Annotated in this window: 14 protein-coding genes; 2 read left to right on the forward strand and 12 right to left on the reverse strand. The window is 50.9% G+C overall.

What is annotated here, in order from left to right; genetic code table 11:
* Positions 1-12: 12 nt before the first annotated feature.
* From potC to potA, 4 genes are all read right to left on the reverse strand, one after another.
* Entirely contained in the window at positions 13-783 is a 771-nt protein-coding gene (potC, locus tag JK211_RS11140; protein ID WP_212708750.1) for a spermidine/putrescine ABC transporter permease PotC, read from the reverse strand.
* A 222-nt stretch (positions 784-1,005) separates the two neighbouring features.
* The gene (locus JK211_RS11145) at positions 1,006-1,680 is read right to left on the reverse strand and encodes a class I SAM-dependent methyltransferase (protein WP_212708751.1); all 675 of its coding nucleotides are present in this window, start codon (positions 1,678-1,680) and stop codon (positions 1,006-1,008) included.
* A gap of 113 nt (positions 1,681-1,793) precedes the next feature.
* The gene (potB, locus tag JK211_RS11150) at positions 1,794-2,660 is read right to left on the reverse strand and encodes a spermidine/putrescine ABC transporter permease PotB (protein ID WP_212708752.1); all 867 of its coding nucleotides are present in this window, start codon (positions 2,658-2,660) and stop codon (positions 1,794-1,796) included.
* Entirely contained in the window at positions 2,644-3,759 is a 1,116-nt protein-coding gene (gene potA, locus JK211_RS11155) for a spermidine/putrescine ABC transporter ATP-binding protein PotA (protein WP_212708753.1), read from the reverse strand. Before potA ends, potB begins: the two co-directional genes overlap by 17 nt.
* 289 nt (positions 3,760-4,048) lie before the next feature.
* Here potA and pepT point away from each other — a divergent pair, with 289 nt between their 5' ends.
* The gene (gene pepT / locus JK211_RS11160; RefSeq protein ID WP_212708754.1) at positions 4,049-5,287 is read left to right on the forward strand and encodes a peptidase T; all 1,239 of its coding nucleotides are present in this window, start codon (positions 4,049-4,051) and stop codon (positions 5,285-5,287) included.
* Positions 5,288-5,340: 53 nt separating this feature from the next.
* On the opposite strand, the gene JK211_RS11165 is transcribed toward pepT, so the two are convergent.
* The 8 genes from JK211_RS11165 to rluE form a co-directional block, all read right to left on the reverse strand.
* A complete protein-coding gene (locus JK211_RS11165) occupies positions 5,341-6,468 on the reverse strand; it encodes a cupin domain-containing protein (RefSeq protein ID WP_212708755.1) in 1,128 nt (375 codons plus the stop codon).
* Positions 6,469-6,538: 70 nt separating this feature from the next.
* Complete coding sequence (gene phoQ, locus JK211_RS11170; RefSeq protein ID WP_283092719.1) at positions 6,539-7,999, reverse strand: two-component system sensor histidine kinase PhoQ; 1,461 nt, start codon at positions 7,997-7,999, stop codon at positions 6,539-6,541.
* On the reverse strand, positions 7,986-8,657 hold the full coding sequence (gene phoP / locus JK211_RS11175) for a two-component system response regulator PhoP (protein ID WP_212708756.1): 672 nt from the start codon (positions 8,655-8,657) through the stop codon (positions 7,986-7,988). Before phoP ends, phoQ begins: the two co-directional genes overlap by 14 nt.
* Positions 8,658-8,763: 106 nt before the next feature.
* Complete coding sequence (gene purB, locus JK211_RS11180; protein WP_212708757.1) at positions 8,764-10,134, reverse strand: adenylosuccinate lyase; 1,371 nt, start codon at positions 10,132-10,134, stop codon at positions 8,764-8,766.
* Positions 10,135-10,180: 46 nt separating this feature from the next.
* Positions 10,181-10,822 carry a high frequency lysogenization protein HflD gene (gene hflD / locus JK211_RS11185; RefSeq protein ID WP_212708758.1) on the reverse strand — a complete coding sequence of 214 codons (642 nt, stop codon included), beginning with the start codon at positions 10,820-10,822 and terminating at the stop codon, positions 10,181-10,183.
* Positions 10,823-10,835: 13 nt separating this feature from the next.
* Positions 10,836-11,951: a tRNA 2-thiouridine(34) synthase MnmA gene (gene mnmA / locus JK211_RS11190; RefSeq protein WP_212708759.1), complete on the reverse strand. Its 1,116-nt coding sequence runs from the start codon at positions 11,949-11,951 to the stop codon at positions 10,836-10,838.
* A 63-nt stretch (positions 11,952-12,014) separates the two neighbouring features.
* Positions 12,015-12,473 carry an NUDIX domain-containing protein gene (locus JK211_RS11195; protein ID WP_212708760.1) on the reverse strand — a complete coding sequence of 153 codons (459 nt, stop codon included), beginning with the start codon at positions 12,471-12,473 and terminating at the stop codon, positions 12,015-12,017.
* Between the two features lie 33 nt (positions 12,474-12,506).
* Entirely contained in the window at positions 12,507-13,115 is a 609-nt protein-coding gene (gene rluE / locus JK211_RS11200; RefSeq protein ID WP_212708761.1) for a 23S rRNA pseudouridine(2457) synthase RluE, read from the reverse strand.
* Positions 13,116-13,448: 333 nt separating this feature from the next.
* Between rluE and icd the strand changes: the two genes are divergently transcribed.
* Positions 13,449-14,699 (forward strand): NADP-dependent isocitrate dehydrogenase, encoded by a 1,251-nt coding sequence (icd, locus tag JK211_RS11205; RefSeq protein ID WP_212708762.1) that lies wholly within the window; start codon positions 13,449-13,451, stop codon positions 14,697-14,699.
* The last annotated feature ends 269 nt before the right edge of the window (positions 14,700-14,968 follow it).

Consider the following 14,968-nt stretch of genomic DNA (forward strand, 5'->3'; position numbering starts at 1 on the left):
CCCGAAACTGTATTAGTGTTTTTTTCTTGTCAGCCACTGGCTGCAGGCAACCAGAAGAAATGACATTCCAAGCAACAGAGTTGCCAGCGCATTCACTTCCGGAGAGATACCGACTTTAACCATCGAATATATTTTGAGTGGCAGAATTTCGAAGGCAGGGCCGGTGACAAAGGATGAAACCACCACATCGTCCATCGACAGGGTAAAGCTCAGCAGCCAGCCTGCGGCAATCGCCGGAAGAGCGATAGGAAAGATGATGCGCCTTAAGATTGTCAGCTCACTGGCACCCAAATCTTTCGCCGCTTCAAGCATACGAATATCAAAGCCCTGTAACCGTGAAAATACCGTAATCACCACAAACGGCAGACAGAAGGTAATATGTGAGATCAGCAGAGTCCAGAAACCGAGGGAAATTCCCAGCAGCATAAATAAGATCAGCAGAGAAATCGCCATCACAATATCCGGCGACATCATCACTATAAACAGCATACCGTTAACCAGTGGTTTGCCGCGAAACCGGTACTGGTAAAGAGCAACGGCGGTCAGACTGCCGAGCAGTGTGGCACAGGTGGCGGAAATGCCCCCCAGTAATAGTGAGTGCTGTGCTGCCTGCAACAGACTGTCGTTATTCAGCAGAGTCTGATACCAGAGGGTTGTCCATCCCTGCCAGTGAATACCAAACCTGGACTGATTAAAGGAATTGATGACTAAAATGGCAATCGGGATATAAAACCAGGCATAGATCACCGACATAAAGCCGTTACGAAGCCAGCGCATCAGCATATTGCACTCCCGTAACCGGCGTTATCAGCGTGAAAATGGCGGAGGGAAAGCCCCGTTATCAGATATGTTTTAACCACTCGTGTATTGCCTCACCTGCCTTGATACAGTGCGTATATTCATCTGTGTATTTAATAAGGCCGCGAATTCTACACGATTTCAGCGTAAAGCACGATCAGTACCGGCAGATACGCCTGCAAATAAACTTTGCAGGACGTATAGGGGTCAGTGATCGGTTATCCGGGGAACAGGATAGGGAAAACGGGCGGTAAATATAATCACGGCACCTGTTTCTGTCAGAGTGACGTCACGGAACAGTTGTCTGAGCTGACCTTCAAGGACACTGGCAGAATCCTGGTAATTAGTGAAAATACCTTTACGGTTCATTATGTTCATCAGTAACCGGCCAAACAGATTATGTCGCTGGCGTTCACCGCTAATGGTGGTGCCGAACAGAATACCGTCAGCGCTGAGCGCGCGGGTGACATTTTTCAGGGCAGTAAATTTATCGTCAGCTGAGCCGTTAAGACAATGCAGCACGTAGTACAGTGCCACCGAATTAAATTTGTGCTGCAGCTTTTCCGGTAAGGGCAGGAATATATCATGTTGTACTGTCGCCGTGACACGGGCAGGGCCAATACGGCGTTCAGCCTGTTTCAGACATTCAGGATTGAGGTCCAGCAGAGTCAGCTGACTGATGTTCATACAATGACGCGGGTAATAACCGGTGCCGGTACCGATATCGAGATGTCTGGAAGAAAGATGACGACGGTAAAACGGTAATTGTATTTCCGGGGTGGAGCAACGCCAGGCAAAGCGATTGGCGACCGACATTACCCACCAGTTATATAAGCGCAGTGATACGCTGTTATAGACTCGAATTCCGGGCTGGCTATCCATGTTAATCACTCCCTGTGATCCGGTAATAAGATAAATACTGATTTAAATTATATGAAAGGAAAAACAGGCCAGGGTTATCTCCTGACAGCCGTGGCCTGTCAACTTTAGCAGTATTAATCACCAATCCCAATCATTTTCTTGTTTATAATCCGCGCAGAACGCCGGTAAAACAGCAGCATAAGTCCCATCAGTACCGTCATAATCACACTGGTCGCTGCGCCGAATGGCCAGTCACGCAGTGACAGGAACTGGGTTTTAATAATATTACCGATCAGTAAGTTTTTTGCCCCGCCCATCAGGTCTGAAACATAGAACATCCCCATTGCCGGAATAAAAACCAGCAGACAGCCGGCAATAATTCCCGGCAGGGTCAGGGGCAGAATAATCCGCCAGAATCTTTGCCATTTGCCGGCACCCAGATCACGTGCGGCTTCGAGGCAGGGTTTATCCAGTTTCTCCAGACTGGAATACACCGGCATAACCATAAAAGGCAGTAAAATATACACCAGACCGAGGATCACCGCTTCCGGGGTATACATAATACGCAACGGCTTATCGGTGATACCCGACCAGAGCAGCGCATTGTTTAACCAGCCACGGGTACTGAGGAATATCTTCAGGCCATAAATCCTGATAAGTGAATTGGTCCAGAACGGTACAATCAACAGAAATAACATCACCGGCCGCCAGCGCTGTGGCAGAAGAGTCAGACACCAGGCAAACGGATAGCCGAGCAACAGACTGCACAGGGTGGCAATAAACGCCATATTCAGCGAATGCAGTAACACGTCCAGATATAACGGGTCTGCCAGCCGGCGATAGTTATCCAGTGTCAGTACCGCGCTGATAAAATGATTATCATCACGGGTCAGGAAACTGGCGGCGATGATCATCAGGTTAGGGGCCAGCACAAACAGTACCAGCCAGCCGCTGATCAGACCGACCACCAGCGTCTGAAAGGGATTACGCATCAGCTTCATAGGGTAATACTACCTCTCGCTGTGCTATCCAGCGGACAGATACTTTCTGGTTCAGGGCAAAGTCCGTCGCCGGGTCATTACTGTTAAAAAACTCGCTGACAGTGACCGGCTGACCATTCTCCAGTATAACCACCGACTCCAGGGTACTGCCTTTGTAATTCAGCTCACGGATAACCCCCGGCATGACGTCTGCACTGTCATCATTGCCCGGAGTACTGAGCTGCAGGTCTTCCGGACGCAGCAATACATGGACCTGATCGCCTGCTGAAACCGGAAACGGACAGTCCACAGAATAGGGATGTCCGGCGATAGTGACGGTGGTTTTACCGTCAGCCTGTACCGACTGTACATGGCCGTTAAAGATATTAATTTCGCCAATAAACTGTGCCACAAACAGGCTGGCCGGTGCTTCATAGATTTCCCGCGGAGTCCCGTCCTGCGCTATATGACCGTCTTTCAACACCACAATTCTGTCAGACATGGTCAGTGCTTCTTCCTGATCGTGAGTGACAAAAATAAACGTGATGCCCAGTTTACGCTGCAGCGCTTTCAGCTCATTCTGCATTTGTTTACGTAATTTATAGTCAAGGGCAGACAGGGGTTCATCCAGTAGCAGCACGGCAGGCCGGTTGATCACTGCCCGTGCTATGGCGACACGTTGCTGCTGACCTCCTGATAACTGTGCCGGACGACGGGCAGAAAAATCCTGCAACTGCACCATTGCCAGCGCTTCTTCTGTGCGCCGTTTAATTTCAGCGGCGGGTGTTTTTTGCATCCGCAGACCGAAGGCGACGTTATCAAACACGCTCATATGGGGGAATAATGCATAGCTCTGAAACACGGTATTGACCGGGCGTTGTTCGGCTGGCAGAGCAGTAATATTCCGGCCATCGAGGATAATATCGCCGCGGTCTGTCGTTTCGAGACCGGCAATCAGCCGCAGGATGGTCGTTTTTCCGCAGCCTGAAGGTCCCAGCAGGGTAATAAATTCGCCATGACCGAGGGTCAGGTCAAAGCCGGAAATCACCGGCTTCCCGTCAAAAGCTTTACTGATGCCAGAAAGCGTAACCAGCGCCTGTTGCGCGCATGTTTGCGTCATTTTAGTCACTCAGTTAATAAAAAGGGAGGGAAGGTCAGCCGCTGATGCAGGCCAGCCAGTTTACTAAGCGCGGGATGATACCTGAATTATCCCTGATTACCAGAGAAACAGCCGGATCAAAAGCGCTGTCAGCGGAACAACGATTTTTTGCCTGCAGCTATACCGCGCGGCAGAAAATACAGTATCGATTAATTAATTAAATAATATAAACGAATGCTTTATGACTTCGGACAAAATAATGCGCCTTTGATGCGTCAATAATACCAGACGCATGATTGAGGAGCCTGAGATGGAAATGTTACTGGATAGATTTTTAACGTATGTTCAGGTGGATACACAATCCAGGGTGCAATGCCGTAATGCCCGGGTCCCGAGCAGTGAAGGGCAATGGCAACTGGCAAAAATACTGGCGGAAGAGCTGGAAGCGCTGGGGTGTGTTGATATTAGCTTAAGTAATAATTGCTGTCTGATGGCGACGTTACCCGCGACCGTCAGTGAGCCGCTGCCGGTTATCGGTTTTGTTGCGCACCTGGATACTGCACCGGACTATAGCGGTAAAAACGTGCGCCCCCAGCTGGTAGAAAATTACCGTGGCGGGGATATTGCCCTCGGAATAGGTGATGAAATCCTTTCCCCGGTGCTGATTCCGGTACTGCATCAGTTACACGGGCATACACTGATTACCACAGAAGGTAAAACCTTACTGGGCGCAGATGATAAGGCCGGCATTGCTGAAATTATGACCGCCCTGGCAAGATTAAAACAACAGCAACGGCCACACGGTACAATCCGTGTAGCCTTTACGCCGGATGAAGAAACAGGGACGGGTTCTGCTTTGTTTGATATTGAAGCCTTTGGTGCTGACTGGGCTTATACCGTCGACGGCGGCGGCTGTGGTGAATTTGAGTATGAAAATTTTAATGCCGGGAGCGCTGTCGTAAAAATTACCGGTAACAGTGCCCATACGGGGGAGGCAAAAGGGAAACTGGTCAATGCCCTGGAGCTGGCATGGGAATTTCACCGCCAGCTGCCGGCAGATGAAAAACCGGAGAATACAGAAGGCTATCAGGGCTTCTATCATCTTGAGTCACTGAAGGGTAATGCTGCGCGCGCGGAACTGCATTATATGATCCGTGACTTTAACTGGCAGGATTTTCAGTGTCGTCAGCAACAGTTGCAGGCACTGGCAGAGCAAATCAACCAGCAATATGCAGGTAAAGCCATGCTGATGGTTTCTTTCTGCGACAGTTATCGCAATATGCGAGAAAAAATAGAAGCACAGCCACAGGTTATCAGCCTGGCATTACAGGCCATGAAACAGTGCGGTATTGAGCCGAAAATCAAGCCGGTACGCGGAGGAACCGACGGTGCCGTTCTTTCCTGGCGTGGTTTGCCTTGCCCCAATCTGTTTACCGGTGGGTTCAATTTTCATGGAAAACATGAGTTTGCTTCACTGAATATTATGGATCAGAGTGTTCAGGTGATTATGAAAATAGCGGAACTGGCTGCCAGTGGCGGGGAAAGGTAACGTCCGCAGAATTGCCCCGCCACGGGACAACTCTGCGATTATTACTGTAACTGTTACTGCTCGTCGCTGAAATACCAGTAACCACTGTTGATTAGCCCGGCCAGCTGGCTAAGGAAAGCCGGATCCTCCAGTGCATCGGCAAAATCGCTGGCGATAAGCAATGTTTTATTTGCCAGCGCGTGCAGGGCCTGCGGGTGGGCGCAGTGCAGACTTTCACCGTTAATAAACACCCCGTCTCCCGACATCAGCACCCGCAGTCCGCCAAGGCGGCTAAGCGTATCCCCTTGCTGCAGGGCATCCAGAATTTCATCCGGCTGGTAAGGGGGTTCCGGCGGCGCTATATCCAGTTCATGACGTGACTGAGAAATAAACTCACCGAACCATTGATTAAATTGCTGCGGTTCACGGATCAGCGCCAGCATCATGTCGCGGACAGCTTCCGTTTCTGCGGGCAAGATATCCGCCGGGTTTTCACGCATCTGTAGCTGCGGGTCACTGTAACGATGGGTACCGATATCATTAGCCAGTGCATAGTCAGCAAAACTGCTCAGCAGTTCTTTACCCGAAGGAGCGCGAAAACCCACCGAATAGTTCAGGGCGTTTTCCAGCGAATAACCGTCATGGGGGAAGCCGGGCGGAATATAAATAATATCGCCCGGCGCAAGCACCTCATCAATAATGGCGTCGAAGGGTTCCACCTGTAACAGATCAGGATGCGGGCAATGTTGTTTGATATGCACATTATTACCCACCCGCCAGCGACGACGGCCACTGCCCTGGATAATAAAGACATCGTATTGATCGAGATGCGGACCGACACCACCGCCGGGGACCGAAAACGAGACCATCAAATCGTCCATCCGCCAGTCCGGCAAAGCGCGGAAAGGCTGCATCAGTGCGGCTGACGGGGAGTGCCAATGATCAACGGCCTGCACCAGTAAAGACCAGTGTGTTTCACCGAGGTGATCGAAACTTTCAAAAGGTCCGTGGCTGACGTGCCATTTATCGTTATTCTGGCTGACCAGCCGGCTGTCGGTCTCATTTTCCATCGCCAGACCGGCAAGTTCATCGGGAGTAATAGGATCGACAAAATCCGTGAATCCCTGTTTAATGACTACCGGCTTTTTCTGCCAGTAAGTTGCCAGAAATTCCGGCCAGTTGATGGAAAGTTGATAGTCCATAGAAACCTTCAGTTGTACGGGGAGTATTGCCTGAGTATACCAGTCCGGCACCGCACCAGCCTGACAAAATTTACATCTGCTGCTGGCGAAATATTACCTGCATTCTGGTGCCACCCAGTGGCCCTGAATAAGCAATAATGTCTCCCTGGTACAATTCGACAATTTCGCGTGCCACCGCCAGGCCGATCCCCTGACCGGGCCTTAATGTATCCGCCCGCTGTCCGCGGAGAAAAATCAGGTCACGTTTACTCACCGGGATGCCGGGACCATCATCATCAATAAAAATATGTAATTCACTTTCTGTCTGCCGGGCAGTGACTTCAATAAACTCAAGACAGTATTTACAGGCATTATCCAGAATATTACCCATCACTTCCATAAAATCGTTCTGATCGCCACAGAAGGTAATTTCCGGCGAAATATCCAGTGACAGATCAATACCTTTCCGCTGATAGACCTTATTTAATGCCGAACAGAGGCTGTCTGACAGAGCGGATACTGAATGTAAATCACGCTGCAACGGATTATGGTCGGCCTGTAAACTGGCGCGGTGCAGATAATAACCAATCTGTTGTGAAATACGGCTGATCTGCTCCAGCATGACCGGCTCGGCCTGTTCCACGGTTAACGGATTTCCGCCACGCAGGGAGCGCAGGGTACTCTGCAATACAGCCAGTGGTGTTTTCAGGCTATGGGTTAAATCAGACAAGGTGGTGTGATAACGCATACCGCGCTGCCGCTCATTATTCAGCAACAGGTTCAGGTTACGTACCAGACTGCGCAGTTCACGGGGCGGAGTGGGATCCAGACTGTCTCGCTGGCTGGTTTCGAGCTGCTGGACCTGAGCCGCCAGATGACCGATAGGTTTCAGGCTCCAGCGTGCGGCCAGCCACAGCAGAGGGATCACCAGTAATAGATTAGCGGCCAGTACATAACTGAACCACAGCCAGACCACATCAGAATGCTGTAACTCCTGGGGGATAGAGTCTACCACCACAATTGTCAGGGCCGGCAAACTGGGGGTGGCATCATAACGGTTAACCGCGACTGAATGGGTGAAAGTATCATCACTGTCCAGCTGGCTCATTTTTCGCCGCGCTTCACGGTCATCCCCGATAGCTTCAAGGCTGGTATGATTATTGGTATCTATTTCGTAAAAGTCGCTTTTCAGCAGCCAGCTGGGATGGATCTCGGAACGTATTTCCGGGACATCGCGCAGTTGCCATAACAGGCGCCCATGTTCATCATAAATAAACACCAGCGTCGGAAAGTTAAGTTTTATCCGTTCGGGTTCGGCAATCGTCAGTTTATTATCCTGCCACTGGGCAAGGGTGAAAAACAGATTACTTTCACCACGCATCACCCGGTAAGTATTATTATCAAAGCCGATAACATAACCAATAACGGCCACCACCCCGTAAGACAGGGATAAGAATAATACCAGTACCGACGCAGCCAGCAAAAAACGCACCCGTAATGATAGCGGACCCCGCGGGGAGAAAAACCGCCACAGGCGTTTAGTTGTGCTCAAAGCGATATCCCTGACTGCGTACGGTGGTGATCACATCACCGTCATGCAGCTGCAGTATTTTCTTCCTCAGACGGCCCATCAGGACATCAATGGTATGGCTTTCACGCAGTTCTGCATCCGGGTACAATTGCAGCATCAGTGATTCTTTGCTGACCACTTTTCCGGCATTACGGATCAGGGTTTCGACAATGGTATATTCGAACACTGTCAGTTTCACCGCCTGCTGGTGGATGGTTAATTCCTTGCGGGACAAGTCGACCTGAAAAGGCCCGGACTCTATGACCTGTGAGGCATGCCCGCTGTTACGGCGCATCAGGGCCTGTAGTCTGGCAGCCACTTCTTCAATATGAAAAGGTTTAGTGACATAGTCATCGGCACCGGCTTCCAGTGCTTCCACTTTTGCCTGCCAGCCTTCGCGGGCGGTCAGCACCAGAATCGGTTGCTTTACGGCGCGGGCACGCCAGCGGCGGATCAGTGTCATACCATCTTCGCCTGGCAGACCGAGATCAATCAGAGCAACATCCGGTTCATGTTCTGACAGAAAATAATCGGCTTCTTTGGCATCTTCGGCGGCATCTACCTGATGGCCCATATCACGTAACTGGACAGCCAGGTGATGACGTAACAAAGCATTATCTTCAATAACCAGCACACGCATAATTGCAACCTCAGAAATCAGCAGGAGGGACTATCAGGTGATTATACGTGATTTGAGGTAAACAGGGGATTAACGCAGGCCGGAAGATCCGGCCTGCGCTGGCAGGTTATTTCAGTTCATCAACCATAGTGACTGCACGGCCGAGATAATTAGCCGGGGTCATTGCTTTCAGGCGGGTCTTTTCTTCTTCCGGCAAGGGCAGGTTATCAATAAAGGTTTTCATTCCTTCCGCATCGACGCGTTTACCGCGGGTCAGCTCCTTCAGTTTTTCATACGGCTTTTCGATACCGTAACGACGCATAACGGTCTGCACCGGCTCAGCCAGAACTTCCCAGTTGTGATCCAGTTCATCCAGCAGACGTTCGCGGTTCACTTCCAGCTTAGAGATACCTTTCAGGGTAGACTGGTAGGCAATGACGGCATAGCCGATACCGACACCCAGGTTACGCAATACGGTGGAGTCGGTCAGATCACGCTGCCAGCGGGATACCGGCAGTTTGGCTGCCAGATGCTGTAACACGGCGTTAGCCAGTCCCAGGTTACCCTCTGAATTTTCGAAATCAATCGGGTTGACTTTATGGGGCATCGTGGAAGACCCAATCTCACCGGCGATGGTTTTCTGTTTGAAGTGATTCAGGGCAATATAACCCCAGATATCACGGTCAAAGTCGATCAGGATAGTGTTAAACCGGGCAATGCAGTCAAACAGTTCGGCAATATAATCGTGCGGTTCAATCTGCGTGGTGTACGGGTTCCAGCGGATCCCCAGTGAAGTAACAAACTCTTCGCTGATACGGTGCCAGTCGGCTTCCGGATAAGCGGCAATGTGAGCGTTATAGTTACCCACCGCGCCGTTAATTTTACCCAGGATTTCAACCTGTTCTAACTGACGGACCTGGCGTGCCATACGGTAAGCTACGTTTGCCATCTCTTTACCCAGGGTTGACGGCGTGGCCGGTTGTCCATGGGTACGGGACAACAGTGGCAGATCACGGTATTCCGTTGCCAGGGTCTGCAGTGCTTCGGTCAGCTGTTTCCAGTAAGGCAGAATAACCTCACGGCGGGCCGTCTCCAGCATTAATGCATGGGACAGGTTATTAATATCTTCAGAGGTACAGGCAAAGTGGATAAACTCAGAAACCGCCTGCAAAGCAGGAACAGTGGCCACTTTTTCTTTCAGGAAATACTCTACTGCTTTCACATCATGGTTAGTGGTACGTTCGATTGTTTTGATCCGCGCGGCATCTTGCTGGTTAAAACCGGCGACAATCTGGTCAAGGAAAGCGTTTGCGTCGGCATCAAATGCAGGAACTTCCCTGATTTCTGCGGTTGATGCCAGTTTCTGTAACCAGCGGACTTCAACCTGAACACGAAATTTCAGTAAACCAAATTCACTGAAAATCGCGCGCAGCGGGCTGACTTTTTCCCCATAGCGTCCATCAACAGGGGAAACGGCGGTCAGTGCGGATAATTCCATCAGTGCAACTCCTGAATCATTGTAAAAGCAGTCATGCTGTCGCCAGTTAAAATCCGGGCGACAAACGGGATAAAATTGATTTCGCTTCCCCGATAATCCGGGTGCGGCTAAACATTAAATGCAGGCGGCTGCCGCCAACCTGTTGCCACAGCACTGCGGCACGGATACCTGTCAGTAATGCGGCGCGGACTTTACTCTGTACCAGCGAATTTTGCAGTATTGCCGGATCACCGGTGACCTGAATACGCGGCCCTATCGGACTGATAACATCCACATAAATTGATGCAATAGCGGCAATCACTGTATCGGATTCCAGTGCGTAGTGCTGCAGCTGGCGATCGAGCTGAGAAATTCGCTGTGTCAGCTGCTGCAATGCCTGGCGGTTTTTATGCAGTTTACGCTCCAGCATCAGCAGGCTCAGGGTATAGCGGGTAAGCTCAGCGCTGGCCCCCTGACGTGACGGACTGTGGAGTACGGCAATCAGAGTTTCCAGGCCAAAGCGCAGGGCAGACTCATCGCCGCCATACACCGCCAGAGTATCCGGCGGGTTCAGATCGATCAGGCTGCGCAGGGACACACTGAATGTGTCGGCAGGACAGTTGCCCTGGTGTGCAAGTTGCCGGGCCAGATGTGCTGCCTGACAGACACCGGCCAGCGCCAGGGTAATTTCGCGGATATTTTTCGCCACAGGCTCCCCGTGATTATTCAGTGACCGGCAGAGGCAGGCGTTGTTCTATCACACCGCCGCCCAGACAGACATCGCCCAGATAAAATACAGCCGATTGTCCCGGAGTTACAGCAGCCACGGGCTCGTCAAAGCGAACTTCAATACGCTCGTCAGACAGGGGAATCACTTCACAGGGAATATCCGTCTGGCGATAACGGGTTTTTACTGTGCAACGGAAGGGGGCTGTTACCGGCTGGCGATCAACCCAGTCCAGTTGCTGTGCAACCAGCCCGACAGACATCAGCCGGGGATGTTCGGCGCCCTGGGCGACGATCAGCCGGTTTCCGGTCAGATCTTTATCAACCACATACCATGGGTCATCATTACTGTCTTTCAGGCCACCGATACCGAGGCCTTTACGCTGACCCAGAGTGTGATACATCAGCCCCTGGTGCTGGCCTAAGACCTGTCCGTCAGTGCTTTCGATCGGCCCCGGCCGCGCCGGTAAATAACGTCCGAGGAAATCACGGAATTTACGCTCGCCAATAAAACAGATCCCGGTAGAGTCTTTTTTACGGGCAGTGATCAGATCCAGCTGCTCTGCAATGCGGCGTACTTCCGGCTTCTCCAGCTCACCGACCGGGAACAGACTCTGGGCTATTTGCTGGTGGCTCAGGGCATACAAAAAGTAGCTCTGATCTTTATTGGTATCCAGACCGCGCAGTAACTGGCTTTTACCGTTGACATCCTGACGGCGGACATAGTGCCCTGTGGCTATCAGGTCTGCCCCCAGGTCTTCGGCGGCGAATTCCAGGAAGGCTTTAAATTTGATCTCTTTATTACAGAGAATATCCGGGTTAGGGGTACGACCGGCTTTATATTCGCCGAGGAAATGTTCGAACACATTGTCCCAGTATTCTGCCGCAAAATTGATTTTATGCAGGGGGATGCCGAGTTTGTCACATACGGCTTGTGCATCAGCCAGATCTTCTGCGGCGGTGCAGTATTCTTCACCGTCGTCTTCTTCCCAGTTCTTCATAAACAGACCTTCGACCTGATATCCTTGCTGTAACAGCAACCAGGCAGAAACGGAAGAATCAACCCCGCCGGACATACCGACGATTACTTTTTTTTGACTATTGTCAGACATGACCTACTCACACAAGACGTATTTATAAAAAACCGGCGGCATACTTTACCATGACACGGGGTATTACGCACCCCTGGCAGCAGGCCAATTGAAGGCACTCACCAGACTCAGGGGGTAACGTGCCGGCTGTTGCCACAGACGGACGCTTTCGGCGACCAGCGGGGAACGCAGATTATCCGCGTGCAGAATCGCTTCAGGCGTCAGCCAGTGGCAGCAATCAATATCACTGTCCTGCGGGCTGGTTTGCGCACAAAAGGTGAGGTCCAGCCCGAACAGGAAACGGATAAAAGGCGTATTATCCGTAGCGATCCATTGCTGTACCCCGAGAAAATATTGCGGGCTGGCCTGCAAGCCCGTCTCTTCATATAACTCACGGCTGGCGGCGTCGGCTAAGGTTTCTGCGGCTTCCAGGTGGCCAGCCGGCTGGTTCAGTACTGGCCGGCCATTCACCTGTTCTTCAACCACCAGTAATTTTCCCGCCGCATGGACAATACAGGCGACAGTGATATGCGGAGTAAACATAACATCCCCTCTGCTCAGTAGAAAACAACAGCACTATGCCGCTGATACAGGAGCTTCGCGCCATTCACCACAGGCCAAATCCCCCAGCGTATAACTGCCAATCGCATAGCGTATCAGTCGCAACGTTGGAAAGCCGATAGCCGCGGTCATCCGCCGGACCTGACGGTTGCGGCCTTCATACACAATAATTTTCAGCCAGCAGGTCGGTATTGATTTACGTTCGCGGATGGGTGGCTGACGTGGCCATAACCATTCCGGCTCTGAAACCTGTTCAACTACCGCCGGCAAGGCAGGGCCATCTTTCAGGACGATCCCGTTGCGCAGTTTCTGCAAATCCTCATCTGCCGGCTGCCCCTCTACCTGCACAAAATAGGTTTTCGCGGTGCGTTTGCCGGGCTGTGTTAGTCTGGCCTGCAACTTGCCATCATTGGTCAGCAGCAACAGTCCTTCGCTGTCACGGTCAAGCCGCCCGGCAGCATAGACACCACTCAGCGGAATAAACTCTTTCAGGGTTCGCCGTCCGCCATCATCAGTAAACTGTGGCAGAACATCGAAAGGCTTATTAAACAGGATCACCCGGCGGGGTTGATTGTCTGCCACAGGGCGGGCAGGGCGTCGCTGATTTCTGGGTTTCTTAAACATAATGTCTTTTTTTGGTCAGTATCGTCACAGTATAACTGCTGCGGGCTGTTTTGGCTGTAATAGAAACTACGCCACAGGCGGTGCTGAAGGATAACTGACTATTTTACGTGCAGTTATTACCCGATGCCAACAAACTGAAGCTGTGCCACAAATCTTATCCTGTAAAAATAAAATGCTTATCACCGGCAATATTTTGCGGTAATACTCTTAGTCACAGTTTTGCCAGCGCCGGCTATTCGGGTTCATTTTTTTTATGCTATTGCCCGGCGATTCGGGTAGTATTGCGCGGCATCTTACAAATCATTAACATAAAATCGCTCGAAGGAGAGGTTGATGGAAAGCAAAGTTGTTGTTCCGACAGAAGGTCAGAAAATTACTGTTAGTCAGGGAAAACTCGTTGTACCAGATAACCCGGTGATCCCTTATATCGAGGGGGATGGGATTGGTGTTGATGTCTCTCCTGTGATGCTGAAAGTGGTCGATGCTGCGGTTAACAAGGCCTACCATGGCAAACGTAAAATTTCCTGGATGGAGATTTATACGGGTGAAAAATCAACTGAACTCTACGGCCCGGATGTCTGGCTGCCGCAGGAAACTCTTGACCTGATCAAAGAATACCGTGTTGCTATTAAAGGCCCATTAACCACCCCGGTTGGCGGCGGCATCCGTTCTCTGAACGTTGCCCTGCGTCAGCAGCTCGATTTATACATCTGCCTGCGTCCTGTCCGCTACTATACCGGTACTCCGAGCCCGCTGAAACGCCCGGAAGATACAGACATGGTCATCTTCCGTGAGAACTCCGAAGATATTTATGCCGGTATCGAATGGAAAGCCGGCAGTGCGGAAGCCGATAAAGTGATTAAATTCCTGCGGGATGAAATGGGTGTTAAAAAAATCCGTTTCCCTGAACACTGTGGTATCGGCGTAAAACCGTGTTCGGAAGAAGGAACCAAACGTCTGGTGCGTGCGGCAGTGGAATATACTATCGCTAACGATCGCGATAGTCTGACACTGGTCCACAAAGGCAACATTATGAAATTTACCGAAGGCGCTTTCAAAGACTGGGGTTACCAGTTAGTGAAAGACGAATTCGGCGGGGAACTGCTGGACGGTGGTCCATGGATGAAGTTCAAAAACCCAAAAAATGGTAAAGACATTATTGTTAAAGATGTCATTGCCGATGCTTTCCTGCAGCAAATCCTGCTGCGTCCGGCAGAATACGACGTTATTGCCTGTATGAACCTGAACGGGGACTACATTTCTGATGCCCTGGCAGCCCAGGTGGGTGGTATTGGTATCGCCCCTGGCGCCAACATCGGTGACGAATGTGCACTGTTTGAAGCGACCCACGGCACCGCACCAAAATATGCCGGTCAGGACAAAGTGAACCCGGGTTCCGTTATCCTGTCCGCCGAAATGATGCTGCGTCATATGGGCTGGACCGAAGCGGCTGATTTAATCATTAAAGGTATGGAAGGCGCTATCGCCGCTAAAACCGTCACCTACGATTTCGAACGTCTGATGGACGGCGCTAAGTTGCTGAAATCTTCAGAGTTTGGTGATGCGATTATCAGCCATATGTAATCACGGATAACCGCTGATACATTAGAACGGGTTCTGAAAAGAACCCGTTTTTTTATGCCCGAAAACCTTTCCCCAAAACCCCTCGGCATGTGGTCTGTATTTCATCAACATTTTTTACTTTTTGACCCCAAAATACTGTCATTTTGGGTGGGAGATTTTGCCTAAGGATTCAGTGAGTAACTCTCTGGTAATCCCCCCATTTTTAACGGAGGCGATAAGTAGAATCAGATAAGCGTTGAATATGTTGCATCGGCGTGTAGCCATTCAGT

This window comes from Tatumella sp. JGM130 (genome assembly GCF_018257525.1).
Classification (GTDB): Bacteria; Pseudomonadota; Gammaproteobacteria; order Enterobacterales; family Enterobacteriaceae; genus Tatumella; species Tatumella punctata.